This is a genomic window from Streptomyces sp. NPDC048417, assembly GCF_040651615.1.
GTDB lineage: Bacteria > Actinomycetota > Actinomycetes > Streptomycetales > Streptomycetaceae > Streptomyces.
Genome location: NZ_JBEZKI010000011.1, coordinates 130,186 through 155,713, shown reverse-complemented (window position 1 = coordinate 155,713; position 25,528 = coordinate 130,186). Strand labels below are relative to the sequence as shown.

At 71.5% G+C, this 25,528-nt stretch carries 22 protein-coding genes; 9 read left to right on the top strand and 13 right to left on the bottom strand.

What is annotated here, in order from left to right; translation table 11 throughout:
- Nucleotides 1-151 precede the first annotated feature (151 nt).
- Both AB0D59_RS19180 and AB0D59_RS19175 read right to left on the bottom strand, forming a co-directional pair.
- On the bottom strand, nucleotides 152-1,555 hold the full coding sequence (locus AB0D59_RS19180; RefSeq protein ID WP_362566631.1) for a HAMP domain-containing sensor histidine kinase: 1,404 nt from the start codon (nucleotides 1,553-1,555) through the stop codon (nucleotides 152-154).
- A 47-nt stretch (nucleotides 1,556-1,602) separates the two neighbouring features.
- Nucleotides 1,603-2,358: a response regulator transcription factor gene (locus AB0D59_RS19175; protein WP_362566313.1), complete on the bottom strand. Its 756-nt coding sequence runs from the start codon at nucleotides 2,356-2,358 to the stop codon at nucleotides 1,603-1,605.
- 91 nt (nucleotides 2,359-2,449) lie between these two features.
- Here AB0D59_RS19175 and AB0D59_RS19170 point away from each other — a divergent pair, with 91 nt between their 5' ends.
- Genes AB0D59_RS19170 through AB0D59_RS19160 form a run of 3 tightly spaced genes read left to right on the top strand, consistent with a single transcriptional unit; the run spans nucleotide 2,450 to nucleotide 4,924 of the window.
- Nucleotides 2,450-3,787: a ferredoxin reductase family protein gene (locus tag AB0D59_RS19170; protein ID WP_362566310.1), complete on the top strand. Its 1,338-nt coding sequence runs from the start codon at nucleotides 2,450-2,452 to the stop codon at nucleotides 3,785-3,787.
- Nucleotides 3,788-3,797: 10 nt separating this feature from the next.
- Nucleotides 3,798-4,199: an FMN-binding protein gene (locus AB0D59_RS19165; protein ID WP_362566309.1), complete on the top strand. Its 402-nt coding sequence runs from the start codon at nucleotides 3,798-3,800 to the stop codon at nucleotides 4,197-4,199.
- A gap of 2 nt (nucleotides 4,200-4,201) precedes the next feature.
- Nucleotides 4,202-4,924, top strand: coding sequence for an FAD:protein FMN transferase (locus AB0D59_RS19160; RefSeq protein ID WP_362566306.1), 723 nt, complete (start codon nucleotides 4,202-4,204; stop codon nucleotides 4,922-4,924).
- Between the two features lie 61 nt (nucleotides 4,925-4,985).
- Here AB0D59_RS19160 and AB0D59_RS19155 read toward each other — a convergent pair whose 3' ends face one another.
- Both AB0D59_RS19155 and AB0D59_RS19150 read right to left on the bottom strand, forming a co-directional pair.
- Nucleotides 4,986-7,076: a glycosyltransferase family 39 protein gene (locus tag AB0D59_RS19155; RefSeq protein ID WP_362566304.1), complete on the bottom strand. Its 2,091-nt coding sequence runs from the start codon at nucleotides 7,074-7,076 to the stop codon at nucleotides 4,986-4,988.
- The gene (locus AB0D59_RS19150) at nucleotides 7,073-7,918 is read right to left on the bottom strand and encodes a glycosyltransferase (protein WP_362566302.1); all 846 of its coding nucleotides are present in this window, start codon (nucleotides 7,916-7,918) and stop codon (nucleotides 7,073-7,075) included. Before AB0D59_RS19150 ends, AB0D59_RS19155 begins: the two co-directional genes overlap by 4 nt.
- Nucleotides 7,919-8,194: 276 nt before the next feature.
- On the opposite strand from AB0D59_RS19150, the gene AB0D59_RS19145 reads away from it, so the two are divergent.
- Genes AB0D59_RS19145 through AB0D59_RS19135 form a run of 3 tightly spaced genes read left to right on the top strand, consistent with a single transcriptional unit; the run spans nucleotide 8,195 to nucleotide 10,634 of the window.
- Nucleotides 8,195-9,325 carry an ABC transporter ATP-binding protein gene (locus tag AB0D59_RS19145; RefSeq protein WP_362566299.1) on the top strand — a complete coding sequence of 377 codons (1,131 nt, stop codon included), beginning with the start codon at nucleotides 8,195-8,197 and terminating at the stop codon, nucleotides 9,323-9,325.
- A complete protein-coding gene (locus AB0D59_RS19140; protein WP_362566297.1) occupies nucleotides 9,322-9,972 on the top strand; it encodes an ABC transporter permease subunit in 651 nt (216 codons plus the stop codon). The genes AB0D59_RS19145 and AB0D59_RS19140 overlap by 4 nt, the downstream gene beginning before the upstream one ends.
- Nucleotides 9,969-10,634, top strand: a complete 666-nt coding sequence (locus tag AB0D59_RS19135; protein ID WP_362566294.1) for an ABC transporter permease — start codon at nucleotides 9,969-9,971, stop codon at nucleotides 10,632-10,634. Before AB0D59_RS19140 ends, AB0D59_RS19135 begins: the two co-directional genes overlap by 4 nt.
- Nucleotides 10,635-10,898: 264 nt before the next feature.
- Here the strand turns inward: AB0D59_RS19135 and AB0D59_RS19130 are convergent, their stop codons facing one another.
- From AB0D59_RS19130 to AB0D59_RS19115, 4 genes are read right to left on the bottom strand one after another with little or no spacing between them, the layout of a single operon-like run.
- On the bottom strand, nucleotides 10,899-11,495 hold the full coding sequence (locus AB0D59_RS19130) for an ATP/GTP-binding protein (protein ID WP_362566292.1): 597 nt from the start codon (nucleotides 11,493-11,495) through the stop codon (nucleotides 10,899-10,901).
- The gene (locus AB0D59_RS19125) at nucleotides 11,482-11,898 is read right to left on the bottom strand and encodes a DUF742 domain-containing protein (RefSeq protein WP_351710291.1); all 417 of its coding nucleotides are present in this window, start codon (nucleotides 11,896-11,898) and stop codon (nucleotides 11,482-11,484) included. Before AB0D59_RS19125 ends, AB0D59_RS19130 begins: the two co-directional genes overlap by 14 nt.
- Before the next feature lie 34 nt (nucleotides 11,899-11,932).
- Complete coding sequence (locus tag AB0D59_RS19120; RefSeq protein ID WP_362566289.1) at nucleotides 11,933-12,412, bottom strand: roadblock/LC7 domain-containing protein; 480 nt, start codon at nucleotides 12,410-12,412, stop codon at nucleotides 11,933-11,935.
- Nucleotides 12,409-14,841 carry an ATP-binding protein gene (locus AB0D59_RS19115; RefSeq protein WP_362566287.1) on the bottom strand — a complete coding sequence of 811 codons (2,433 nt, stop codon included), beginning with the start codon at nucleotides 14,839-14,841 and terminating at the stop codon, nucleotides 12,409-12,411. Before AB0D59_RS19115 ends, AB0D59_RS19120 begins: the two co-directional genes overlap by 4 nt.
- Nucleotides 14,842-15,185: 344 nt before the next feature.
- Here AB0D59_RS19115 and AB0D59_RS19110 point away from each other — a divergent pair, with 344 nt between their 5' ends.
- Together AB0D59_RS19110 and AB0D59_RS19105 are read left to right on the top strand one after the other, a co-directional pair.
- Nucleotides 15,186-16,148 carry an ABC transporter substrate-binding protein gene (locus tag AB0D59_RS19110; protein ID WP_362566284.1) on the top strand — a complete coding sequence of 321 codons (963 nt, stop codon included), beginning with the start codon at nucleotides 15,186-15,188 and terminating at the stop codon, nucleotides 16,146-16,148.
- A 23-nt stretch (nucleotides 16,149-16,171) separates the two neighbouring features.
- On the top strand, nucleotides 16,172-17,656 hold the full coding sequence (locus tag AB0D59_RS19105; protein ID WP_362566281.1) for an aromatic amino acid lyase: 1,485 nt from the start codon (nucleotides 16,172-16,174) through the stop codon (nucleotides 17,654-17,656).
- A gap of 122 nt (nucleotides 17,657-17,778) precedes the next feature.
- Here AB0D59_RS19105 and AB0D59_RS19100 read toward each other — a convergent pair whose 3' ends face one another.
- From AB0D59_RS19100 to AB0D59_RS19080, 5 genes are read right to left on the bottom strand one after another with little or no spacing between them, the layout of a single operon-like run.
- On the bottom strand, nucleotides 17,779-18,720 hold the full coding sequence (locus AB0D59_RS19100; protein WP_362566279.1) for an ROK family protein: 942 nt from the start codon (nucleotides 18,718-18,720) through the stop codon (nucleotides 17,779-17,781).
- Nucleotides 18,717-20,513, bottom strand: coding sequence for an ABC transporter ATP-binding protein (locus AB0D59_RS19095; RefSeq protein WP_362566277.1), 1,797 nt, complete (start codon nucleotides 20,511-20,513; stop codon nucleotides 18,717-18,719). Before AB0D59_RS19095 ends, AB0D59_RS19100 begins: the two co-directional genes overlap by 4 nt.
- The gene (locus AB0D59_RS19090) at nucleotides 20,510-21,382 is read right to left on the bottom strand and encodes an ABC transporter permease (protein ID WP_362566275.1); all 873 of its coding nucleotides are present in this window, start codon (nucleotides 21,380-21,382) and stop codon (nucleotides 20,510-20,512) included. The genes AB0D59_RS19095 and AB0D59_RS19090 overlap by 4 nt, the downstream gene beginning before the upstream one ends.
- A complete protein-coding gene (locus tag AB0D59_RS19085) occupies nucleotides 21,379-22,338 on the bottom strand; it encodes an ABC transporter permease (protein ID WP_362566272.1) in 960 nt (319 codons plus the stop codon). The genes AB0D59_RS19090 and AB0D59_RS19085 overlap by 4 nt, the downstream gene beginning before the upstream one ends.
- A 2-nt stretch (nucleotides 22,339-22,340) precedes the next feature.
- Nucleotides 22,341-24,098 (bottom strand): peptide ABC transporter substrate-binding protein, encoded by a 1,758-nt coding sequence (locus AB0D59_RS19080; protein ID WP_362566270.1) that lies wholly within the window; start codon nucleotides 24,096-24,098, stop codon nucleotides 22,341-22,343.
- Between the two features lie 184 nt (nucleotides 24,099-24,282).
- On the opposite strand from AB0D59_RS19080, the gene AB0D59_RS19075 reads away from it, so the two are divergent.
- Nucleotides 24,283-25,476, top strand: a complete 1,194-nt coding sequence (locus AB0D59_RS19075) for an ROK family transcriptional regulator (protein WP_362566267.1) — start codon at nucleotides 24,283-24,285, stop codon at nucleotides 25,474-25,476.
- Nucleotides 25,477-25,528: the final 52 nt, after the last annotated feature.

The following is a 25,528-nucleotide window of genomic DNA, read 5'->3' as shown; positions in this document are numbered from 1 at the left end:
GTGCGCCCGGAGACAGTGCCGGACCACCTGACCGGGCCCCGGCAAGTGCCGCCCGGATCCGGCTGTTGACGCCGGAGGGGGCCGAGCCGGTGCGGGACCTCGGGGCCGGGCGCGCGCCCGACCCCGCCGCCCCGCTCCGGGCCGCCGTCGGCTACCCGGGCAGGGTCAGCGTGAACGCGGTCGTGCCCGCCGGACCGTCGCCCAGCCCGATGGTCCCGCCGTGTGCCGCCACCAGGGCCCGCGCCACCGACAGACCGAGGCCGCTGCCGCCGCGGTCGCGGCTGCGGGCCTTGTCGACGCGGTAGAAGCGGTCGAAGACCCGGGCCCGGTCGGCGGCCGGAATGCCGGGACCCCGGTCGGTGACGCTCACCGACGCCGAGCCGGGGGCCGTCGTGACCGTCACCGACACCGGGGTGCCGGTGGGCGTGTGGACCGCGGCGTTGGTGAGGAGGTTGTCCAGCACCTGGCGGATGCGGACCGGGTCCAGGCGGAGCGGGACCGGGTCCGGACCGACGGTCACCGTCAGCGGATGGTCGGAGTGCGCCGCCCGGAAGGCGTCCGCGGCCTCCCGCACCAGCTCCGCCAGGTCGGCGGCCTCCAGCCGCAGCGGTGTCTCCACCTCGGCCGCGTCAAGACGGGCCAGGAGCAGCAGGTCGTCGAGGAGGATGCCCATCCGGGCCGCCTCGGCGCGCAGCCGGGCCAGGTGCTTGTCGCGTTCCTCGGGGGCGTTGGCGGCCGCGTACTGGAAGAGGTCGGCGTAGCCGCGCACCGACATCAGCGGGGTGCGCAGCTCGTGCGAGGCGTCCGCGACGAACCGGCGCAGCCGCTGCTCGGCCTCCGCGCGGACGGCGAGGGAGTGGTCGATGTGCTCGAGCATCGTGTTGAACGCGGTGCGCAGTTCCTCGACCTCGGGGCCGCCGCCCCGTTTGGCCGCACGCAGCGGCAGCCGGGCCGCCGACTCCGTCAGGTTGTGCGAGGCGATGCCATGGGCGGTGTGCGCCATGTCGCTCAGCGGCTCAAGACCGTGCCGCAGCAGCCGACGGCCGAACACCACCAGGGCCAGCAGCGCCAGCCCGAAGGCCACCACCTGGACCGTGACCAGCTGTCGTACCGTGGCGTCGATGCTGTCCATCGGCGCGCCGCTGACCAGCACCACCCCCGGCTCCACCTCGCAGCCGCGCAGCCGGTACTCGCCCTCCCCGGTCAGGTCCCTGGTGCTCAGCACCTCGGTGCCCGCGGCGATCTGCGCCTTCGCCACCGACGTGAGGTCGCCGATGTCCGCGGGCAGATCGCTCTGCTCCTCCGGCTTGCGCAGCACCGGCGAGCCGTGCGAGACGTCGTACACGGCGTAGTACCAGTGGTAGTACTTCTTGCCCTGCAGGGTGCCGTTCTGCGCGATGCTCTTGGACTGGGCGACCTGGGCCAGCCCCAGCTGGTCGTCCAGCTGGGCCGACAGGTAGTCCCGCATGTACATGGTCAGGGCGGTGCCGACGACCGCGAACACCACCAGGGAAAGCGCCCCCAGCCCCAGTGCCAGCCGGGTGCCCAGGCGCATGTTCCGGTACCGGCGCCTGCCCCGGTACCAGCGGCGCAGCCGGCCGGTCACTCCGCCGCCTGCTGCCGTATGACGTACCCGAAACCGCGCACGGTGTGGATCAGCGGTTCGCCGCCGGCCTCGTCCAGCTTGCGGCGCAGCCGGCTGACCACCAGCTCCACCACGTTCGAGCGGCCACCGAAGCCGTACTCCCAGACATGGTCGAGGATCTGCGCCTTGGTGAGCACGGTCGGCGACTTGCGCATCAGATAGCGCAGCACCTCGAACTCGGTCGGGGTCAGCGAGAACAGCCGCTCGCCGCGCCGGACCTCACGGGTGTCCTCGTCCATCGTCAGGTCGGCGACCTGGAGGACCGAGCGCTGGAAGCCGGGGCCCGCGCTGCGCCGCAGCACCGTGCGCAGCCGGGCCATCAGCTCCTCCACCGCGAACGGCTTGACCAGGTAGTCGTCCCCGCCCCGGGTCAGCCCCGCGACCCGGTCGGCGACCCCGTCGCGGGCCGTGAGGAACACCACCGGCACCATCGTCCCGGAGCGCCGCAGCCGGTCCAGGACACCGAAGCCGTCCACGTCCGGAAGCATCAGGTCGAGCACGACGATGTCCGGCCGGAACTCGGTGGCCCGGGCCAGCGCGTCCTCACCGGAGTACGCGGTGACCGCCTCCCAGCCCTCGTACCGTGCGACCGTCGCGACCAGGTCGGCGATCGGCGGGTCGTCGTCCACGACGAGGAGTCGTACTTTTTCCACCCGCTCATACTGCGCCACACGGCGGTGGGCGCCAGACCCGTGCTCACACCGAAAACACATCGATAACCAGTTGAAAGCAGCCCGACAGGAAAACGACAGGACCCACGGGCGAAGCTCGACTCCCAGGACCCGATCAAGGAGCTGCCGACCCGTGACGACCGTCCAATCGCCCCCTGCGCCCCCCACGGCGATACGCCCCAGGGTGGTGGCCCGCACGAGCCTGTACGCCGTGCTCGCCGTGAACGCGGCCGTGGTCGCCTACTTCTTCGCCCAGGCCGGCTTCGCCTCCAACGCCCTGATCGTCATCGGCCGCTTCCTCGGCCTGTACGGCGCCCTAGTCATGGCCTTCCAGCTGGTGCTGGTGGCCCGGCTGCCCTGGCTGGACCGCCGGATCGGCATGGACCGGCTGACCTCCTGGCACCGCTGGACCGGCTTCGCCCTGCTGTGGACGCTGCTCGGGCACGCCGTCTTCATCAGCTTCGGCTACGCCGACGGCGCCGGCGTCGGCCCGATCAGCGAGATCGTCGACCTCGCCGAGACGACCGAGGGCGTGCTCCGCGCCGTCGTCGCCCTCGGCATCATCCTCGTGGTCGGCGCCGTCTCGGCCCGCTACGCCCGCCGCCGGCTCGCCTACGAGACCTGGCACTTCGTCCACCTGTACACGTACGTGGCCGTGGTGCTCGCCTTCAGCCACCAGGTCGCGGTCGGTACGACGTTCACGGCGTCGTCCGCCGCGACGGCGTACTGGTACGCGGTGTGGGGCGTCGCGCTCGGCTCGGTGGCCCTGGGCCGGCTGGTCCTGCCCCTGTGGCGCAACTACCGCCACCAGTTCCGGGTCTCCGCCGTCGTCCCCGAGTCGGACAACGTGGTCTCGGTCCACGTCACCGGCCGTGACCTCGACCAACTGGGCGCGCAGGCCGGCCAGTTCTTCCTGTGGCGGTTCCTGACGAAGGACCGCTGGTGGCAGGCGAACCCCTTCTCCCTCTCCGCCGCCCCCGACGGCCGCACCCTGCGCCTGACCGCCAAGGCCGCCGGCGACGGCAGCGCCGCCCTGCGTCACCTGAAGGTCGGCACCCGGGTCTTCGCCGAGGGCCCCTACGGCGCCTTCACCACCCTGCACCGCCAAAAGACCGAGTCCCTGCTGATCGCGGGCGGTGTGGGCGTGACCCCCATCCGCGCCCTCCTGGAGGACCTCGAAGGCCACGCGGTCGTCATCTACCGCGTCGCCGCCGACCGGGACGCCGTCCTCTACGACGAGCTGCGCGACCTCGCCGTCACCAAGGGCGCCGAACTGCACCTGGTCACCGGCCCGCCGGTCCCCGACAGGCTGGCCGCGCGCGAGCTGATCCAGCTGGTGCCGGACATCGCCGACCGGGACGTCTTCCTGTGCGGGCCGCCGCCGATGATGAAGGCGGTGCTGCGCAGCCTGGGAGACCTGGGCGTGCCCAAGCCGCAGATCCACTTCGAGCGTTTCAGCCTGGCGGGATGAGAGAGACACCGTGAAGCGAGCCATACCTGTCGTCGCCCTGAGCATCGCGGGCCTGATCCCCGTCTGGCGCTACGAGCCCTCCGTCGGCGGTACGACGACCACCACCGCCGAGCAGCCCGTCACGACCCCGTCCAGCTCCGCGACCGGCGCTTCGGGCACGGTCGTCAAGGGCACCACCGTCAACACCGAGAAGGGACCCGTCCAGGTCCAGGTGACCTTCGACGGTGACGAGATCACCGCGGTGAGGATGCTTCAGCAGCCCGACCATCCCCAGACCACGGCGGCCGTCCCGGTACTGATCTCGGAGACGCTGAAGGCGCAGAGCGCGGACATCGACACCGTGTCGGGCGCGACGATCACCAGTGACGGCTACCGGGAGTCCCTCCAGGCCGCGATCGACGCGAAGGGCTGACGGTGCGCCGAGTCGAACACGTCATGGGCTTCCCGGTCTCCCTGCGGATCGACGACCAGGACGTCCCTAAGAGCGCGGCGGACGCCGTCTTCGCCTGGCTGCGCGACGTCGACGAGCGGTTCAGCCCGTTCCAACCGGACAGCGAGGTCTCCCGGCTCGACCGGGGCGAACTCTCCGAGACCGAGGTGAGCCCGGACCTCGCCGAGGTGCTCGCGCTGTGCGAGGAGTACCGGCTGGCGACCGGCGGCGCGTTCGACGTACGGCTGCCGGGGCGGGGCCTCGACCCGTGCGCGGTGGTCAAGGGCTGGTCGGTGCAGCGGGCGGCGGAGCTGCTGTCGGCGGCCGGGGCACGGCGGTTCGTGCTGAACGCCGGTGGTGACGTGGTGGCGTCCGGTGGGCCCTGGCGGGTGGGGGTACGGCACCCCGAGCGCGCCGACCAGTTGTGCACGGTCCTCGAACTCGCCGACGGGGCGGTCGCCACGTCCGCCCGCTACGAGCGCGGCGACCACATCATCGACGGCCGCACGGGACGTCCGGCGACCGGGCTGCTCAGCCTGACGGTCGTCGCCGCCTCGCTGACGGAGGCGGACTCCGTGGCCACGGCCGCGTTCGCGATGGGCGCCGAGGGCGTCGGGTGGGCCGCTGCCCGCCCGGGCTGCGAGGTGTTCGCCGTGGACGCCGGCCGGCAGGTGCTGCGGACGGCGGGCTTCCCGGTCGCCGCGTGACCCCGGGACCACGGGAAAAGGCGGGCCGCTGCCGGCGGCCCGCCTTTTCGTTCGAGACGGATCAGCTGACGTCGGACGCGTCCAGGCGGTACAGGCCGCTGTAGGCGCTCACCGCGCTGCCGTGCTTCTTCACCCAGGTCGCGATCTCCGAGTTCGTGCCCTGGCCGCCGCCGCTGCTGACGACGATGTAGTGCAGCTTGCCCGCCTTCACCAGGCTCTTGAGCTTGGCGAGGGTCATCGCGTTGTCGCTGCCGGACCAGCCGCCCATCGAGATGACGGGCTGACCGGACTCCAGGATGATCGAGGAGGCGGTCTGGTCGGTGGCCACCGCCACCAGCCAGGTGGCGCCGTCCTGGTGCTTCTCGAGGTACGTGATCATCGCGGAGCTGACCTGGGTGTCGCCGCCCATGCCTCCGGCGGTCCGACCGGACTGCGACTGGCTGCTGGAGCCGGTGCTCGTGCTTCCCGTTGCGGTGCTTCCCGTGTCGGTGCTTCCCGTGCCGGTCGGCGGCTGACCCGGGGACTGCCCGCCGGAGCTGCCGGAACCGCTCGGGGCGGTGCCGCTCTTGGTCCCGCTCGGTGCGCTGCCGCTCGGCCGCTGGCCACCGCCGCCCATACCGCCACCGGTGTTTGGGCCGGCCGTCGGGTTGGTGCCGTTGGTGCTCGCGGTCGTGGCCGCCGAGGCCGAGTAGGCGGCCGGGCCGGCCAGCAGGGCGACGATCGCCGCCACCGCCGCGAAGCCCATCAGCCTCCGCCGTCGCATGAACCGACCGACCAGCAGCCCGGTCACCGCCAGCGCACCGCCCAGCGCGGCCACCACCTCGGCGACCGTGTACACCGTGCCGGAGCCGGACACCCGCTGGAGCAGGACGAGTGCCCACACCGTGCTGAGGCCGACCGCCACCGGAAGCACCCAACCCCACTTGGCCGCCGAACCGTCGTGGAAGGCCTGGTGGAGCATGACCCCGCCCGCACCGGCCAGGGCGGCGATCCCCGGCGCCATGGCGGTGACGTAGTACGGGTGGAAGGTGCCCTCGGCGAGGGAGAAGGTCAGGAAGTGCAGGACGAACCAGCCGCCCCACAGCATCAGCGCGGCCCGCCTGGCATCGGTGCGCGGCGCCCGGCCGCGCAGTACCAGCGCGCCGGCCAGGGCGATCGCGGCGAACGGGATCAGCCAGGAGATCTGGCCGCCCATGATGTCGTTGAACATCCGGTACAGACCCGAACTGCCGCCGAAGCTCGCGCCGTTGCCCTGCGAGCCCACCGACGAACCCGCCCCGAAGATCCGGCCGAAGCCGTTGTAGCCGATGACCAGGTCCCAGACCGTGTTGTCGGTGGAGCCGCCGATGTAGGGCCGGTCGGAGGCCGGGATCAGGTCGACGACCACCATCCACCAGGCGCTGCTCACGACCAACGCGACCGTGGCGACGGCGAGGTTGCGGATGCGCCGGCCCAGTGACGCGTTCGCGGCCCACAGATAGACCAGGAAGAACGCGGGCAGTACGACGTACGCCTGCATCATCTTGGTGTTGAACGCGAAGCCGATGGCCACCGCCGACCACACCAGCGGCAGCAACCTGCCGGTGCGTACGGCCTTCAGCAGCGCGGCCGCGCCGAGCAGCATCAGGAAGACCAGGATCGGGTCGGGGTTGGTGTCGCGGTCGATGGCGACGGTGATGGGCGTCAGGGTCAGCACCAGCGCGGCGATCGTGGCCGCCGCGACCCCGAAGTCCCGCTTGACCAGCCGGTACAGCAGGGCGACCGAGCCGACGCCGACGGCGACCATCGGCAGCGCCAACTGCCAGGTGCCGTAGCCGAGGACGCGGGCGGACAGGCCCATCACCCAGAGGGCGAAGGGGGGTTTGTCGACGGTGATGAAGCTGCCGGCGTCCAGGGCGCCGAAGAAGAACGCCTTCCAGCTCCTGGTGCCGGAGTAGACCGCCGCGTTGTAGAAGGTGTTGCCGGTGACGGAGGAGAGGTTCCAGGCGTACAGGGCGGTGGCCAGGAGCAGGATCGCCCATAGGGCGGGGCGGGCCCAGCGCGGGTCCTCGGGAGCGCCCATGAACAGCCTTCTGGCGCGGGAGACCGGCGGGGCGGCGGACCGGTGCCGGCCGTCCTGGACCGGGGCGGGCGGCGGGGCGAGGGTCGTCATGACGCGTACTCCAGGGGCTCGGTGGCGGTGGCCGCCCCGGTGGGCAGAACGGCGACGGTCTGCGGGACGGTGGTACGGCGGGGTACGGCGGGGACGCGGGTGCGGCCGGTGACGGTGGCCCGGAACATCCGGCCCATGCCCTTGAGGTCGTCGACGGCGGTGCGGACGATGTCGACCCGGCTGTCGGGGTCGTCGACCCAGTCGACCGGGATCTCGTGGACGCGCAGTCGGTTGCGCTGGGCGAGCACCAGCAGTTCGGTGTCGAAGAACCAGGCGGTGTCCTCGATGTGCGGCGCGAGCGCCTTGAACACCTCGGTGCGCACGGCCTTGAAGCCGCACTGCGCGTCCGAGAAGCGGGCACCGAGGCCTGCTTTGAGCAGCAGGTTGTAGGAGCGGGAGACGAACTCGCGCTTCGGGCCGCGCACCACCGCCGACTGCCGGCGCAGCCGGCTGCCGACGGCGAGGTCGCTGTGCCCGGACAGGAGTGGGGCGACCAGCGGCAGGAAGCCTTCGAGCCCGGTCGACAGGTCGACGTCCATATAGGCGACGACGTCGGCGGTGGACCTGCTCCACACGTGCTTCAGGGCGCGGCCCCGGCCCTTCTCCTCCAGCCGCCGTGCGTGGACGTGCGGCAGGCGCAGGGTCAGATCGGTCGCCACCGTCCAGGTGGCGTCCGTGCTCGCGTTGTCCGCGATCGTGATGCGGAACGGGAACGGGAAGGAGTCCTCGAGGTATGCGTGGAGACGGCCGACGCTGCCGGCGAGGACATGGGCCTCGTTGTACACCGGCACCACGATCTCGACCGACCGGCGCCGGACGCCTCCCGCGTTCGTTTCGTTCATGACCACGACGATCGAGGCGCTGTCTGGGGCGGCCGTGAGGCTTCACTGAGCGAGGAATGAGAATCAGGGAACTCACAGGTCCCGCACAGCGGACGCCGGTCGGGCGCCCAGGAATCGGCCCGGAGCGGGGCGGCAGGTCACAGACTGAAGACGACCAGTCAGCCGCCAAAGTGCTGAAACACTTGCGGTCTAGACTCTCCCCGCAACGGCCTGCGCCACGGCGACCGTGGTCGAAAACTGGGCAGTCTCAGCCAAACCCGAAGGGCATTCGGCGTTTTGATACGGATAGATTCAGTCACCAAGCGGTATCCGGACGGTACGGTCGCCGTCGACCGACTCTCCCTGGAGATACCGGATCGCTCGATCACCGTCTTCGTCGGCCCCTCGGGATGCGGCAAGACGACGACCCTGCGGATGATCAACCGGATGGTCGAGCCCAGCGAGGGCCGTATCCTCCTCGACGGCGCCGACATCCAGGCGCAGCCGGTCAACACCCTGCGCCGGTCCATGGGTTACGTCATCCAGAACGCCGGTCTCTTCCAGCATCGCACGATCATCGACAACATCGCGACGGTGCCCCGGCTGCTCGGCTGGAGCAAGCAGAAGGCGCGCGTCCGCGCGGCCGAGCTGATGGACCGGGTGGGCCTGGACTCGGCCCTCGCCAAGCGCTACCCGTACCAGCTCTCCGGCGGCCAGCAGCAGCGCGTCGGCGTGGCCCGGGCGCTCGCCGCCGATCCGCCCGTACTCCTGATGGACGAGCCGTTCTCCGCCGTGGACCCCGTGGTCCGCAAGGGTCTCCAGGACGAACTCCTGCGTATCCAGGATGAGTTGGGCAAGACCATCGTCTTCGTCACCCATGACATCGACGAGGCGATCAAGCTCGGCACGATGGTCGCCGTGATGCGTACCGGCGGCCACCTCGCCCAGTTCGCCCCGCCCGCCGAACTGCTCACCGACCCCGCCGACGCCTTCGTCGAGGACTTCCTCGGCGCCGACCGAGGCATCCGCCGGCTGTCCTTCTTCCCCTCGGCGGACCTCGCGCTGCAGACCACCCCGATCGTCCCGGTGGACGCCGACGCCGCCAAGCTCGGCGCCCGCACCTCGACGGACGCCCCCTATCTCCTCGTGACGGACCTGGACGGCAGGCCGCTGGGCTGGGGCGAGCCGCAGGCCCTCACCGCCGGCTCGATCGACCCCGAGCGGCTGCTGCCGTACGGGCGGCCGTTCGTGCCCGGCAGGGACTCGCTGCGCGCCGCCCTCGACGGCTCCGTGCTCTCGCCGACCGGCTGGGCGGTGGCCGTGGACGGCGAGGGACGCGCGGTCGGCGTCGTCTCCCAGCAGGTCATCGGCGCCGCGATCCGCACCGCCCACGCCGAGGGCCGCGACCACACGAAGGTCGGGGGATGAGCGGCTTCTTCGACATCCCCAGCGACCTCCAGAACACCTACTTCGGGCTGATCGGCCTGCATCTGCGCGAGGCCCTCATCCCGGTCCTGGCCGGACTGCTGGTCTCGCTCCCGATCGCCCAGCTCTGTGTGCGCTTCCGCTGGCTGTACCCGCCGGTCCTGGGCGTGACCACGATCCTGTACGCCATCCCCTCCCTGGCCTTCTTCGTCGTCCTCATCGACTACACCGGCCAGACCGAGACGACGGTGATGATCCCGCTCTCGGTGTACAGCCTGGTGGTCCTGGTCCCGGCGATCGTGGACGGTGTCCGCTCGGTCCCTGCCGAGACCCTCGCCGCCGCCACCGCCATGGGCCTCGGCCCCGTACGCCGTTACTTCCAGGTGCAGTTGCCGATCGCCGTCCCCGCGATCATCGCGGGCCTGCGGGTGGCCACCGTCTCCAGCATCTCCCTGGTCAGCGTCGGCATGCTGATCGGCAACCAGGGCGCCCTCGGCAACCTGCTCAACGACGCCAACATCTACCACCGCCCCGAACTGGCGGTGAACTCCGTGGTGACGACGGCCGTGCTGGCGATCCTGGCGGACGCCCTCCTCGTCCTCCTGCGCCGTGTGCTGACGCCCTGGATGCCGAAGGAGAGCACCCGGTGAACGTCCTCAACTTCATCCACGCCTTCTTCAGCGACAGTTCGCACTGGCACGGCTACGACGGCATCCCCACCCGCCTGTGGGAGCACATCCAGTACTCGCTGGAGGCGCTCGCCTACGCGGCCGTCATCGGTCTGCCCATCGGCCTGATCACCGGCCACTACGGGCGTGGCGGCAACACCCTCGCCCTGATCGCCACGGCCGGCCGGGCGCTGCCCAGCTTCGGGCTGCTGGTCCTGATGTTCATCTGGCTCGGCTTCGGCATGCTGCCGGTGATGATCCCGCTGGTGATCCTCGCCGTACCGCCGATCCTGGTCACGACGTACGAGGCGATGCGCTCGGTCGACCCGTCCCCGGTGGACGCGGCGCGCGGCATGGGCATGCCGGAGGCACGCGTCCTCTTCCAGGTCGAACTCCCGGTCGCCCTCCCGCTGATCCTCAGCGGCCTGCGGTCGGCGGCCATCCAGATCGTCTCGACGGCGACGATCGCGGCGTACGTCAGCCTGGGCGGCCTGGGCCGCTACATCATCGACGGCCTCTACCAGAAGAACTACGAGAAGGTCGTGGGCGGCGCGACCCTGGTGGCAGCCATGGCCCTGGCGACACTGGGCATCTTCTGGGCGGTACAGAGACTGACCGTCTCGCCGGGGGTACGGAGGAGCTAGTGCCGTGACAGGCAACGTTCGCCCCGTCGCGACGCCCGGCACGCACTCTCGCCGCACCAGCCGAAGACCCAAGTACGTCCAGTACGAGGGCCTCCGTCCGGCACGCCGAGAGCACGCACCGGGCGCCGCTCCTTCACGGGCAAACGTTGCCTGCCACGGCACTAGCGCCCCGAAAGGGGCGCGCGGCTGAACCGAATACGCGGCTGCCGCCGCGTGGGCGCGACCAGCCCCACGCGGCGGGCCCGCAGTTCCCCACCCACCGCACTACCCCTCGCGCCGCGCCAGCGCCAGTTCGAGAACCACCAGCAGCGCGTCGCGCACCGAACCCCGTTCCCGCGCGTCGAAGACGACCAGCGGAGTCCCCTCCGCGACGTCCAACGCCCACCGCACCTCGTCCAGCGTGTGCTCGACCTGCCCGTCGAACGCGTTGATGGCGATGGCGAACGGAATTCCGCGGTGCTCGAAGTAGTCGACCGCCGCATAGCAGTCGTCGAGCCGCCGGGTGTCCACGATCACGAGCCCGCCGAGCGCCCCCTCGACGATGTCGTCCCACATGAAGCCGAACCGTTCCTGCCCGGGCGTGCCGAACAGATACAGCTTCAGCGTCGGGTCGATGGTGATGCAGCCGAAGTCCATCGCCACGGTCGTGGTCGTCTTGCGCGGGGTGAGCGTCAGGTCGTCCACGCCCGCCGCGACCTCGGTGATCGACGCCTCGGTGGTCAGTGGCTCGATCTCCGAGATCGAGCCGACGGCGGTGGTCTTGCCCACGCCGAAACCGCCCGCGATGACCATCTTCACCGGCAGCGGCGGCCGGACGGCCGTACGCCCGGTCCCCCGGGTCAGCGAGTCAGTCGGTGTCACGGAGTACCCCTCGGGAGTCTGGGATGGCCCGCAGGCCGTCGATAACCCTGCGCAGGACGGACGAGTCGTGGGTGGCTTCGAAGTCGGGCACATGCACGGTCAGCTGCCCCGCTTCGCGCAGGTCTTCGGCGAGCACCCGGACCACGTTCAGGTGCAGCCGCAGCCGGGCCGCCAGTTCCGCGAGCGACTGCGGAATCCGGCACGCGGCGACGATGTCGTGCTGCTCGAAGGAGAGCCGGGCGAGCGCGTCGAGTCCGGCGGTGGTCGCCACCACCTGGGTCTCGACGGGCATCGCCGGTCCGGAGGCGCTGTCCGCCACCCGGCCGGCGGTGACCAGGAACGGCCGTACGGCGGGGGCGGGGCCGACCGGGTCCGGGCCCGGGGGCGGGAAGCCGTCCGCCATGGCTGTGTCTTCCTCTCTCGACCGGCTCCGCCGGTCAGCGCGTCTGTGGGACGCCGACGCTGTTCTTCAGCTCCAGAACCAGCTGCGGGTTGAGCGCGGCGCCGGCCCGGTTGGCGAACAGAGTCATCTCGTAGGCGATGTTGCCGAGCTTGGCCTCGTTGTCGGCGACCACGCCGAGCACGGCGCCGCTGCCGATCGCGGAGACGATCACATGGCCGCCCTCCAGGTCGATGATGACCTTGTTGAGGCCGCCCAGGCCGTAGTTGCCGGAGGCGCCGGCGGCCAGGCTGGTGATGCCGGAGACGATCGCGGCCAGCCGTTCGGAGTGCGCGCGTTCACGCAGCTCCGACACGGCGATCAACAGACCGTCGGAGGACACGGCGATCGCGTCCACCACGCCTGCTGTCTCGGTCGCGAAGCGGTTCAGCAGCCAGGTGAAGTCGGCTGCGGCCGCCTGCAGGTCGGTCGGCGTGGCGGCGCCGCCCGTCGGGGTGTCACCTGTCGACGTGCTCACTGCTCGGCTCCTTCCGGAAGGTGGATCTGGTGGTGCGGCGGGTTGGTCTCGGGGTGCGGCGCGGGTCGCTCATGGCTTCCGGTGTCGCTCTCGCGCCGGGCGCGCTCCACCGCCGCCTCGAACTCCTCCAGCGCGTCCCGCTCGGCGTCGGCGTCGCGGTTGCGCGGTGGCTGGGCGAGGGTCTGTGCGGCGCCGACGGTGGTGCGGAGGGTCGCGCCGCGTACCCGGCGGCGCAGCGGACGCGCTCCGTCGGCGGCGTCGGCCGGGGGTTCGCCGCTGCGGGCGGCCGGGACCAGCGGGGCCGGTGCGGCCTTCGCCTCGGCGGCCGGTTCACGGCGCGGCACCCGGCGGGGGAGCGGGCCCTCGGGCTCGGCGGCGGCCGGGATCGAGGCGGCGGCGGTCGGCCCGGTCGGTTCGGCCGGCGCCGTCGGCTCCACGGCGAGCGGGGCGCCGGTGGTGTCGGCCACCGCGCTCATCGTCAGCAACAGCCGGGAGGGCAGCGTCACCTCGGCGGTGACACCGCCGCCCGGGGTCCGGGTCAGTTCGACGCCGATCTCCCAGCGCCGGGCCAGCGCACCCACCACGAACAGGCCGAGCACCTTGGTCGGCACCAGGTCGAGGCGCTCACGGCGGACCAGCCGGGCGTTCTCCTCGACCAGCCGCTCGGCGCTCATGCCCAGGCCGTGGTCGGTGACAACGATGTGCGCGCCGTGGTCACCGGTACGGACGGTCACCTCCACGGGACTGCCCTCCGGCGAGAACGACACCGCGTTCTCCAGGAGTTCGGCCACCATCAGGGTGAGGTCGCCGATGATGTCCGGCTCGATCATGGCGTCCGTGCCGGCGTACAGCCGTACCCGCTGGTAGCCCTCGATCTGGCCGAGTGCGGCCCGGACCACGTTGGACAGCGGGGTGGGCCCGGAGGCCAGCACGGTCTCGCGGATGCCGGCCAGCAGCATCAGGCTGTCGGCGTTGCGGCGCAGGCGGACGGCGATGTGGTCGATGGAGTAGAGGCGTTCGAGGAGGGCCGGGTCGGTCTCCGCGCGCTCCACCGCGTCGATGAAGGCGAGCTGGCGGGTGGTCAGGTTGCTGACCCGGCGGCCGACGTTGCCGAACATCTCGGCGGTGTTGCGGCGGCTGAGCACCTGGCGTTCGAGGAGGGCCGCGGCCGTGGTCTGCACCTGGTTGAACGCGTCGGCCAGGTCACCGATCTCGTCGCGGGCGGTGACCGGCATGTCCCGCAGCCGGGGCGGGCTGTCGTCCTCGTCGTCGTCGTCGGCGACCCGGGCGAGTTCGCGGCCCGCCACCTCGGCGACCTCGTGCGCGACCCCGGTCAGGGCCTGCACCGGGCGGATCACCGAGCGGCGCACCAGCGCGGCGAGGGTGATCCACAGGACGAAGCCGAGCAGGGTGCCGGTCAGCAGGTAGATGGCGCGCCACTTGGCCGAGTCGGCGGTCGTGTCGGCCCGGTCGGCGATCTGGCCGATGAGCGAGGCGGTGATGTTCAGCCGGGCGGTGGCCTGGTCGAGATAGTCGGGGTAGTCGGTCAGCGCGTCGTTGACCGCTCGCCGGATGTCGTCCTGGCTGCCGGCTTCCAGCCTGCTCGGGTCGATCTGCAGCTCGGCGTAGGATTCCGCGATCCTGCCCTGTGCCTTGGTGTGCTCGACGGAGGCCAGCTGGGCCGCCTGCCCCTCGGTGGCGAACCGGGTGAAGCGCTGGGCCTGGTGCTGGTACAGGTCGTAGGCACCGACCGCGTTGGTGAACTCGATCAGCGCGTTGGTGTCCCCGGTGGTGGCCGCGAGCACGTTGGTCTCGAAGGCGCCGTGGGCGGCGTCCGCGCGCAGCAGCGAGTCCAGCAGGTTGCCGGTGAAGGTGGCGGCGAGGTTGGCGTTGCGGTCCAGACCGAGGCCGTCGATCAGGTCGTTGGCCGCGTTGCTGTACGCCGGGTCGATGTTGTCCGCCGGCAGGTACGACTGCTCGACGGACTCGCGCAGGCTGGACAGGCCCTCGACCTGCCGCAGGGCGTCCGACTCGGTGTCCGGCAGCCGGTCGCCGAAGGTGTCACGGACCGTCCGGAGCTGGTCGGTCACCGCTTCCTGGGCCGCGCGGTAGGCGGCCCGCGACGGGGTGCTGTACCCGGACTCGTACCGGGCGGAGAGCAGGATCGCCTGCTGGTGCTCCGCCTCGACCTTGTCCACAAGGCGTGCCACCTGGGTGCTGTCCCGGACCAGCTGCGCCGCGTCGTTCGCGCTGGTGGACTGCTGCACCAGATCGGTGAAGACATAGGCGAGCAGTACGGCGATGACGGCGAGCGGCACACCGACCAGCAGGTTCAGCTTGCGCCGGAAAGGCCAACGGTCGGCGAAGCCCCGTATCCCGCCTCGCGTCTGGGCGGGCCGGACGGGCGCGTCCACCTGGTTCGTGGACACCGGGCCTCCTTCATGAGGGTGTCTCGACTGTGGGGGGCGTCTTCACCCCGAGCTGCTCCGGAACGACACCGAGTAGCGGGCCCCGTGCACCGCTGTGACCGATATCAACTGCCGTGAGACTACAGCGTTCTTGAAGCGCGATTCCGCTTGCTCTTTATCAAGAATCCGTTACAAAGAGACCGCTCTCCGTCCACAACTGGCCACGGATCGAAGCCAATCGGTGACCCGGAGGTACTTGACTGACCGAGAACCGGCTGGATTGGATCGTGCGGAGTGGTTCGCAACAGCCCCACGTGGTTCGCAACACCCCCACCCTTCTGCCCACAGCTCCCGGAACGGCAACCGTGACTTCCAACACCCTTCCCAGCAGGTCAATCCGGACATACCGAGGCGCGGCGGCCGTCGCGCTCGCCGCGACGACGGCCCTGCTGGCGGGCTGTTCCTCCTCCGACGACAGCAAGTCCGACCCGCTGTCCGACAGCAAGGCGAGCGGCGACACCGTGGTCGTCGGCTCGAACAACTTCGCCGAGAGCATCCTGATCGCCGACATCTACGGCGAGGCCCTCAAGGCCAAGGGCGTCAAGGTCACTTACAAGTCGAACATCGGCAGCCGCGAGACCACCTACGGTCTGCTCAAGAACGGTTCGGTCTCGGTCCTGCCCGAGTACAACGGAGCCCTGCTCGCCTACCTCGACCCCAAGGCCGCCCCCAAGACCGTCGAGGAGACCACCAAGGCCGTCGAGGCCAAGCTCGACTCCAAGCTGACGCTGCTGGACCCGGCGGACGCGCAGGACAAGGACACGGTGACGGTCAACGCGGCGACCGCCGCCAAGTACAACCTCACCGAGAAGTCCTCCATAGCCGACCTCAAGAGCATCGCCAAGGACCTGGTCATCGGCGCCTCGCCGGAGTTCCAGACCCGCCAGCAGGGCCTGGTCGGCCTGAAGTCCGTGTACGGGCTGGAGTTCAAGTCCTTCAAGGCGCTGGACGCGGGCGGCCCGCTCACCGAGGCCGCCCTGAAGAAGAACGCGGTGCAGGCCGGCGACATCTTCAGCACGGACCCGACCATCACCAAGGAGAAGTTCGTCGTCCTCCAGGACCCGGAGAACCTCTTCGGCTTCGAGAACGTCCAGCCCCTGGTCTACAAGAGCGCCCTGAACCAGACGGCCACCGACGCCCTCAACGCGGTCTCCGCCAAGCTCGACACGGCGACCCTGCTGGACCTGGACACCCAGGTGCAGTCCGACAACAAGGACCCGCTGGACGTGGCCCAGGCCTGGCTGAAGAAGGCCGGCCTCAGCAGCTGACCCGCACCCGCGCCCGATCTCCCTTGGACAGCACCAGCGACGTACCGAGACAGGTGCCCGCGCGCTCCTGTGTCGTGCTCGACGGCAACGGCCTCGGCCTGCCCGGACTCGTCCGGCTGGCCGACGCCGTCGCCGACCCGGTCGTAGCGCCCGAGGCGCTCGACCGGGTCGGCCACGCCCACGAGACCGCCGAAAACCTCGCCGGGCAAGGCCTTTGGTACGGCCGTGGCACCGGTGTGGGCGCCCACCGCTCGATCGGGGTCGACCCGTCGGACGCGGCCGGCCACACCCTGCGCCTGCTGCGCAGCCACGCCGGCGGCGCCGGCCCCCTGCTCCCGCCGCGCCGGGCCCGTGCCCTGCTGGCGGTCCGTGCGAACCAGCTCCTGGCCGCCGGCTCCGGCATCCACCCGTCCTTCGTCACCGCCCTCACCGAGGCGTTGCGCCTTGGCGTGTACCCCGCGATCAACGAGTACGGCGGAGTGGGCACCGGCGACCTGACCGCGCTCGCCCAGACCGGCCTGACCCTGATCGGCGAACGCCCCTGGCTGACCACGTCCCCCGACGCCGAACTGCCCGCCCCGGTCACCCTCCGACCCGGCGACTCGCTCGCCCTCCTGAGCAGCAGCGCCCTCGCGCTGGGCCGGGCCGCCCTGGCCTGCCACGACCTGGACGTGCTGCTGCGGGCCACACACGCGGTGGCCGCGCTCTCCCTGGCCGCCGTCTCCGGATCGCCGGAGGCCTACGCGCCCGAGGTACACGCGCTGCGCCCCTACCCCGGCCCGGCCAGGGCGGCGGCGGAGATACGCCGCCTCCTGGCGATACCCGACCACCCCCGCACCACCGGCCGCCGCGTCCAGGACCCCTACGCCTTCCGCGTCTTCCCCCAGGTCCACGGCGCGGCCCTGGAGGCCGCCGACGCCCTCCGCCGGATCATCGAGACGGAGATCAACTGCCCGACGGAGAACCCCGTGCTGGCCCCCGACGGCCGCGTCTACCACCACGGCGGCTTCTTCGTGACGCCGCTCGCCCTGGCCCTGGACGGCCTCGACCTCGCCCTCCTCCAGACCGCCCAGCTCTCCGCCGCCCGCCTCCAGGCCCTGGGCCGCGCCGACCTCACCGGCCTTCCCGGGTTCCTGGCCACGGGACCGGCGGCCAGCTCCGGCACGATGATCCTGGAGTACACGGCCAACTCGGCCCTGGCGGAGGTCCGTGCGTCCGCGACCCCGGCCTCGACGGGCCACACGGTCCTCTCCCACGGCCTGGAGGAGGCGGCGACCTTCGCAGGCCAGGCGGCGAAACAGACGGAACGGGCGGCGGAGGCCTACGCGGTGGTACTGGCATGCGAACTGGTGGTGGCGGTACGGGCGCTGCGGCTCGGACCGGTGGAGCCGACGGTGCCTGCCTTCAGGGTGGCGGCGGCAGCGTTGCCGGCGGCCACGGAGGACCGTGCGCTGACCGGGGACGTGACCACCGCGACGGAACTGCTCCGGACGCTGGCCGACCTGTGAGATGCGTGAGTCTTCCTGCCCAAGGGGCGCGGGCTGTGTCAACCATGGGCCTGGGGGCACCGTCCAGGCGCACCGGCCGACCGAAGTGAGGCGGGGGAAGCCGGTGGGGGCCGGTCCGCCGCTCAGGCGACCGTCTCCGATCCCTGCGCGAGCAGCCGCGCCCGGATCCGGGCCGCCGCGCCCACCGCGACGGCGTCCTCGCCCAGGCGGGCCGGCACTACCCGCACCGGCCTGCCACTGACCGGGGGTTCGGCCGCCAGAACGGCGAGAAGGGCCGGCTCCAGCGGTGCCCAGGAGCGGCTCACACCGCCGCCCACCACACACGTGGTGACATCCAGCAGCCCCGCCACCAGCAGGATCGCGCGGGCGACGGCGGCCCCGGCCGCCTCGTACACGGCGACCGCGTCCGCGTCGCCCCGCTCCGCCGCCCCCGCGAGCTCCCGGGCGGTCGCCGTGCGGCCGGTCCGCTCCGCGTACCGCGCCGCCAGCGCCCGGCCGGACGCCAGCGTCTCGAGATGGCCGCGCCCACCGCAGGTGCAGGGCAGCCCGCCGAAGCCGGGCACATGCCCGATCTCGCCCGCCGCGCCCCGCGGGCCGTCGTACAGCTCGCCGTTCAGCCACAGTGCCCCGCCCACGCCGGTGCCCAGCGTCATGCCGAGCACATGGGTCTCGCCCACGACCGCGCCCCGCGCCACCTCGCCGCGCAGGAAGGCGTTGACGTCGTTGTCGAGGGACGCCGGTACCCCGAGCGCCTCCCGGACGGCCGCGGTGACCTCGTGACCGGCCCAGTCCCGGAAGGAGTCGCTGGCCACCAGGATCCGCCCGGCCCGCGCGTCCACCACCCCGGCCGCCCCGACCCCGGCGCCGAGCAGCCGTACCGGAGTGCGGTTCAGCATCCGTCGTACGACGGTCAGGGCGGCGCCGACCATGGCGGTGCCGCCCTCGGCGGCCGGGGTCGGCAGCTGCGCCCGGTCCAGGACGGCGAGATCCGGCGTGCACAGGACGGCCTGGGTGGTCGTCCCGCCGATGTCGATCCCCGCGAACGCCTCGGGTGCGTGGCTCACGTGGTGGCCTCCTGTCCTCGTAGGGCCGCCCGGCGGGCGCGTTGCAGCACCGGATCGGGTACCGGCACGGCGGCCAGGAGCCGGCGGGCGTACTCCGTCTCCGGGTGGCGCAGGGTCGCCGCGGTCGCCCCCTGTTCCAGCACCCGTCCACCCCGCATGACCACCACCCGCGCGGCGAACTCCCGTACCACCGCGAGATCGTGCGAGACCAGCAGACATCCGAACCCCAACTCGTGCTGCAACTCGGCGATCACCTCCAGCACCGTGCGCTGGACACTCACGTCCAGTGCGCTCGTCGGCTCGTCCGCGACCAGCAGCCGGGGCCCCAGCACCAGAGCCCTGGCCAGGCTGACCCGTTGCCGCTGACCGCCGGACAGCTCACGTGGTCCGCGCCCCGCCACCCGGCCGGGCAGCCGGACCAGATCGAGCACCTCGGCCACCCGGGCGCGGCGCTCGGCCGCCGACAGGCCCCGGCGGTGCACCCGCAGCGGCTCGGCGACACACTCGGCGACGCTCATCCGGGCGTCCAGCGAGGCCACCGGGTCCTGGAGCACCACCCCGACCCCGGACAGCAGCCGTCGCCTGGCCCGCCCTCGGCTGCGTCGCAGATCGGCCCCGAACAGCGAGACCCTCCCGGCGTCGGGCGCGACCAGCCCCAGTGCCACCCGGGCCGCCGTCGACTTCCCGGACCCGGACTCGCCCACCAGCCCGACCGTCTCCCCGGCCCGGACCGTGAACGAGACCTCCTGGAGGGCGGACACCGCACCCCGGCCACGCCCGAAGCGGACGGAGACGTCCTGGAGGCGGACGACCGGTTCCCCCTCGGGCGCCGCGAGGTCCTCGGCGGCCGGTCCGTCGGCCGTCAACCGGGGTACCGCAGCCAGCAGCCGCCGCGTGTAGTCGTGGGCCGGACGCAGCAGCACGTCCTCCGCCGGCCCGGTCTCCACCACCTCGCCGCGCAGCATCACCGCGACCCGGTCGGCGAAGTCGGCGACCACGCCCATGTTGTGGGTGACCAGCAGCACGCCCGTGCCCGCGTCGGCCGCCAACTCCCGCAGCAGGTCCAGGATCTCGGCCTGCACGGTGACGTCGAGCGCGGTGGTCGGCTCATCGGCGACCAGCAGACCGGGGGAGTTGGCGACGGCCATCGCGATGACGACCCGCTGCCGCTGTCCGCCCGAGAGCTGGAACGGAAAGGCCCTGGCCCGCCGCTCCGGCTCCGGAATGCCCACCCTGCGCAGCAGGGCGACCGCCTCGGCGGCGGCCTCGGCGCGCGACACCTTGCGGTGGTTGCGGACGACTTCCGCGATCTGGGCGCCCACCCGGGTGAGCGGGTCCAGCGCGGTGGCCGGTTCCTGGAACACCATGGACGCGGTACGGCCGCGCAGCCGCGTCAGTTCCGGCTCGCCCGCGCCGACGACGTCCAAGTCGCCGACCGTGATCCGGCCGGTCGTCACGGCGTTGCCGGGCAGCAGCCCCAACGCGGCCAGCGCCACGGTGGACTTGCCCGACCCGGACTCGCCGACCAGCGCGAGCGTCTCTCCGGGGCGCACCCGAAGCGACACCCCGCGCACGGCGGGCACCGGACCGGTGTCGGTCGTGAAGGTCACGGCCAGGTCCCGGACGTCGAGGACGGCCCGGTCGTCGGGGACGGCCCGGTCGTCGGGGACGGCTCGGTCGTCGGGGACGGCTCGGTCGTCGGGGACGGCTCGGTCGTCGGGGACGGCTCGGTCGTCGGGGACGGCTCGGTCGTCGGGGGGCCGGGGAGTACCGGAGATATCAGGGTTGTTCATCCGCGTCCCCTCACATCGAAGGCGTCGCGCAGACCGTCGCCGATCGCGTTGAACGCGCACACGACGAGGATGATCGCGAGGCCGGGCGGAACGATGAGCCACCAGCGTCCGGAGTAGGCCGCCGTCAGACCGGCGGACAGCATGCCGCCCCAGTCGGTCCGCGGCGGCTGCACGCCCAGGCCCAGATACGAGACGTACGCGACGAGCAGGATCGCGTCCGCCACCTGGAAGGTCGCCGCGACCACGATCGTCGACACCGAGTTCGGCAGGACGTGCCGCAGGATCGCCCGGCCGTGGGTGCCGCCGATGGCGCGCAGCGTCAGTACGTAGTCACGGTTCTTCAGCGTCAGGGTCTCCGCCCGCACCAGCCGGGACGGCACCAGCCAGGACACCAGACCCAGGATGAGGACCAGCCCGAGCGGACCGGGATTGCTGATCGCGGACACCACCAGCAGGATGAACAGGGCCGGGATGGCGATGCCCGCGTCGACCACGCGCATCATCACCGCGTCCACCCAGCCACCCGCGTAGCCGGCCACCGCGCCCCAGAGCGTGCCGATCACGGTCGCGAGGACGCCGGCCGCCAGGCCCACCAGCAGGGAGACCCGGCCGCCGTACATGAGCCGGCCCAGCTCGTCGTGCCCGACGGCGTCCGTACCCAGCCAATGCGCTCCGTCCGGCCGGAGGTTGACCTGGGAGAGATCGGTGTGGGTCTGGTCCGTGGCGTGCAGCAGCGGGCCGGCGAAGCAGAACAGCAGGAACAGGACGACCACCACGACTCCGGCCACCGCCGTCCGGTTGCGGGCGAATCGTCTTACGGACAGCGGCCGTCGGCTCGTCACGGGCACGGTCTCGGTCAGGGTGCTCATGCCCGGCCTCCCTTCACCCGGGGGTCGACGATCCGCTGGACGACGTCCGCCAGCAGGGTGCCCGTGACGGTCGCGACGGAGATGACGAGGACACAGCCGAGCAGCACCGGGTAGTCGGAGGACTGTGCCGCGCTCCAGAACAGCAGCCCCATCCCCGGGTAGTTGAAGAGCTGCTCGACGACCAGGGCGCCGCCGAACAGCACGGGGACGTAGTAGCCGAGCATGGCGGTCACGGGGGTCAGCGAGTTGCGGAACACGTGCCGCCACAGGATCCTGCCGGGTGTCGAGCCGCCCGCCCGCGCGGTACGCACGTAGTCCTCGGAGAGGTTGTCCAGGGTCGCCGCCCGCATGTAGCGGCTGAACACGGCGACCATCGACGCCGCACCCGTCACCACCGGCAGTACCAGGCCCGCCGGATCCGCGAACACCTGGGCCAGCGTGTCCCCTTGGGGTGCCTGGGAGGGGAACCAGGGGAGCCACTGGGTGAAGACCAGCACCAGGACGAGCCCCAGGAAGTACACGGGCGTCGCGTATGCCACGAAGCTCAGCGTGGTCAGGGTGTAGTCGACCGGCCGGTCCCGCCGCACCGCCTGCCACATGCCGACGGGCACCGCGACCAGCAGGCCGAGCAGCGCCGACAGCACGGTCAGCACGAGGGTTTTCGGCAGCCGCTGCTCGATCAGCCGGGAGACCGCCTCGTTGAGGGTGTACGAGGTGCCGAGGTCGCCGTGCAGCAGGGTGCGCAGATAGTAGACGTACTGGACGGGCAGCGGCCGGTCCAGGCCCTGTTCGTGGTTGAACGAGGCGATCTGCTGGGCGGTGGCCTGCGGGCCGAGGATCCCGCGCGCGGGACCCCCGGGGAGCGCGTGCAGCAGACAGAACACCACGACCGTGACGATGAGGATCACCACCAGGGCCTGGAGCAGGCGCCGGGCGAGGAACAACGCGGTGTCCATGCTCAGCTGGTCCACTTCCACTGCGCGGGGTGGAAGTTGGCGAGCGGGTCCTGGGAGAAGCCGCCGAGGCCGCGCCGCATCACGGAGATCTGGTAGTCGGGCTCGGGCAGCCAGATCACTGGCAGGTCCTTGGCGAGGGACGCGCTGTACTCCTGGATCACCGCGTTCGAACTCGCCGTCGTGGACGCCGCGATGAGCTTGTCGACGGTGGTGTCGGAGTAGTTGCCGAAGTTGGAGCCGCCCTTGGACTGGAAGAGCGAGTCACCGGTCGGGAAGGCCGGGAAGTACCAGCTGCCCGCCGTGCCGAAGAACGACAGCTGCCACGTGCAGATCGACTGGCCCGCCGTGCACGGCGGGGTCTGTGACAGTACCGAGTTGACCGGCGCGGTCTTGATCGTGAACTTGATGCCGGTGTCGGCGAGCGAGGACTGGATCGCGCTCATCATGTTGTCGGTCACCGTCGACCCGGACTGCGACAGCACCCGCATCTCGAACTTCGTGCCCTTGGCGATCCCGGCCCCGCACTGGTTGGCCCCCGGCCCCGGGGCGGTGCACGTCATCACCCCGCCCTGTTCCGTCCAGCCATGGGCGGTCAGCAGGGACTTGGCGGCGGTCGTGGAGAACGGATAGGGGTTGGCCCGCTGCGCCGCCGACACGAAGTCCGAGGACTGGGCCTGCGGGATCGGGCCGTAGCCGGGCACCGCGGTGCCGTTGAAGACGACCTTCGCGAGGGTCGTCTGGTCGATGGACCGCTGGATCGCCTGCCGCGCGTACAACTGCCTGAACACCGCGCCCATCGCCGGGTTGTTGAAGTTGTACGGCATGTAGGTGATCGCCCAGCCGGACCACGGCTTCACCGAGTAGCCGCGCGCGGTGAAGCTCTCCTTCTGGTCGAGGTCGGTCGCCTCGATGTAGCCGTAGTCGACGCTGCCCGAGCGCAGGGCGTTCTTCTCCGCGTCGGCGGTGGTGAAGGGCAGCAGGTCGACCGTGGTGATGGCCGGCTTCTCGCCGCCGTCGTACTTCTTGTTGGCGGTCAGGACCACCTTGCCGGCCGTCGAGAACGACTTCACGGCGTACGGGCCGCTGATCGTCTTCCACAGGGCGTTCGTCTGGTACCCGGCGATGTTCTTCGCCGCGTCGTTCAGGTAGGTCCACTCGTCCTTGGCGCTGCCGCCCTTGTCCCAGGCGTGCTGGGGCAGCGGGTTGATCAGGCTCAGCTCGTTCGCCAGCATCCACTGCGGGTTGTAGGCCTTGTCGAAGGCGATCGTGAAACGGCGGCTGTCGACGGTCTTGAAGGACGTCCAGTTGTCCGGGGCCTTGCCGGGGCTGTAGCCCGCCCACTGCGCCTTGTTCGCCTTGATCAGTTCGTACCAGAACGCCACGTCGGCGGAGGTGATCGGCTTGCCGTCGCTCCAGTGCCGGTCGCCCAGGGTGATCGTCACGCTCTTGTGGTCCGCGGCGAACGTGGCGGCCGTGGCCACGGAACCCTTCTTGTTCCAGCCCATCGAGCCGGTCGAGCCGTCGTAGGCGATCAGCGGCTCCCAGAGGGTGTTGGCGATCGAGATGTTGTTGGTGTTGAGGTGGGCCGCGGTGCCGATCGGCAGGATCCAGTTCGGTGTGAAGTTGGCGGGCAGCGCGTAGTCGATCGAGTCGTGGGACGCGGACGACGACGAACCGCTCGACCCGGAACACCCCGCGAGCAGCAGAGTGCTCGCGGAGAGAAGGGCGCCGGCGAGGAGCCCGGGGCGGACAGAGGACATGGCTCACCTCGAAAAAAGCGGATCGGAGGAAGAGGGTGAGGGACAGTCAACGATTCGACTGGTCGAAGAAACAGGTGTGTTCCTGTAAAAAGCCTGTTTCTGCTGTTCTGGAGAAAGCCAACGGCCTCGCCGTGGGGCTTACGCTCGACGCCACCCGTACTTGATGCCGGAAGAAAGCTCGTCCATGACCGAAGAAAGTCGGCGGCGCCGCAAGCCCAGCGCCGGTCACCCCGTGCTGGCCGAGCGCGTCCTCGGCCTCCTGGCCTCGGGACAGGCCGCCTCGCGCACCGAACTGGCGGCTCTCCTGGGCGCGGCGCCCTCGACGGTCTCGTCGGCGGTCGGTCAGCTGATGGCCCATGGCCTGGTCGCCGAGGAAGGCACGGTGTCCTCGGCCGGCGGCCGGCCCCGGAAGACGCTGCGGCTCGGCGGCAACGACGGCTTCGCCGTGGCCGCCGAACTCGGCGGCCGGCACGCCCATGTGGGGGTGATGCAGGCGGGCGGCGTGCTCACCGACGTCACCACCGTGCCGTTCGCCACCGCCGACGGACCCGAGGCCGCGCTGCCCGGCCTCGCCGCGACCCTGGAGGCACTCGCCGAGCAGCACGGCCGGGAACTGCTGCGCGGTGTCGGTCTCTCGCTGCCCGGACCGGTCGACGTCGTCTCCGGAGTCGTCACCCTGCCGTCCCGGATGCCCGGCTGGAACCGCTTTCCCGTGCGCACCTGGCTGGAGGACCGTTTCGGAGTGCCGGCGGCCATCGAGAACGACGCCAACTGCATGGCCGTCGGCGAACACGGGGCACAGCCGCCCGAACGCCGGCAGTCCATCATGGTCAAGACCGGCACGGCGATCGGCGCCGGCGTCATCGCCGACGGCCGCCTCTACCGCGGCGGCACCGGCGCGGCCGGGGAGATCACGCACGTCCGGGTGGAGGCCGCCCACGACATCCCGTGCTCCTGCGGCAACACCGGCTGTCTGGAGACCGTCGCCTCCGGTGCGGCGCTGGTGCGGATCCTGCGGGAGCGTGGTCTGGCGGTGGCCTCCACCGAGGACGTCGTACGACTCGCCTCCGACGCCGACCCCGAGGCCACCCGGGCGGTCCGGCAGGCCGGGCGTTACCTCGGCATGGTGCTGGCCGCCAACGTCAACTTCTTCAACCCCGACGCGGTGTATCTCGGCGGCATCCTCTCCACGCTGGAACCGTTCGTCGCCGCCGTGCGCAGCCAGCTCTACGAGGGCTGCCATCCGCTGGTGACCGAGCATCTGGTGATCGAGCGGGCCAGCCTCGGCGCCGACGCCGGACTGGCCGGCGCCGGCCGGTTCGCCCTGCAACGCGCCGTGGCCCAGGCCCTGCACACGGCCACCGGCCACCACCCCTGAGCCCCGCCGTCACCGGTCACCGCTCATCCGGGCTCAGCCCCGGTCCCGCCTC

What these genes read in the sequence shown, in the direction of transcription:
- AB0D59_RS19180 (WP_362566631.1), bottom strand. Translation starts at nt 1,555, where the DNA reads ATGCGCCTGGGCACCCGGCTGGCACTGGGGCTGGGGGCGCTTTCCCTG.
- AB0D59_RS19175 (WP_362566313.1), bottom strand. Translation starts at nt 2,358, where the DNA reads ATGTGTTTTCGGTGTGAGCACGGGTCTGGCGCCCACCGCCGTGTGGCG.
- AB0D59_RS19155 (WP_362566304.1), bottom strand. Translation starts at nt 7,076, where the DNA reads ATGACGACCCTCGCCCCGCCGCCCGCCCCGGTCCAGGACGGCCGGCAC.
- AB0D59_RS19150 (WP_362566302.1), bottom strand. Translation starts at nt 7,918, where the DNA reads ATGAACGAAACGAACGCGGGAGGCGTCCGGCGCCGGTCGGTCGAGATC.
- AB0D59_RS19140 (WP_362566297.1), top strand. Translation starts at nt 9,322, where the DNA reads ATGAGCGGCTTCTTCGACATCCCCAGCGACCTCCAGAACACCTACTTC.
- AB0D59_RS19125 (WP_351710291.1), bottom strand. Translation starts at nt 11,898, where the DNA reads ATGGCGGACGGCTTCCCGCCCCCGGGCCCGGACCCGGTCGGCCCCGCC.
- AB0D59_RS19095 (WP_362566277.1), bottom strand. Translation starts at nt 20,513, where the DNA reads ATGAACAACCCTGATATCTCCGGTACTCCCCGGCCCCCCGACGACCGA.
- AB0D59_RS19090 (WP_362566275.1), bottom strand. Translation starts at nt 21,382, where the DNA reads ATGAGCACCCTGACCGAGACCGTGCCCGTGACGAGCCGACGGCCGCTG.
- AB0D59_RS19085 (WP_362566272.1), bottom strand. Translation starts at nt 22,338, where the DNA reads ATGGACACCGCGTTGTTCCTCGCCCGGCGCCTGCTCCAGGCCCTGGTG.
- AB0D59_RS19080 (WP_362566270.1), bottom strand. Translation starts at nt 24,098, where the DNA reads ATGTCCTCTGTCCGCCCCGGGCTCCTCGCCGGCGCCCTTCTCTCCGCG.
- AB0D59_RS19075 (WP_362566267.1), top strand. Translation starts at nt 24,283, where the DNA reads ATGACCGAAGAAAGTCGGCGGCGCCGCAAGCCCAGCGCCGGTCACCCC.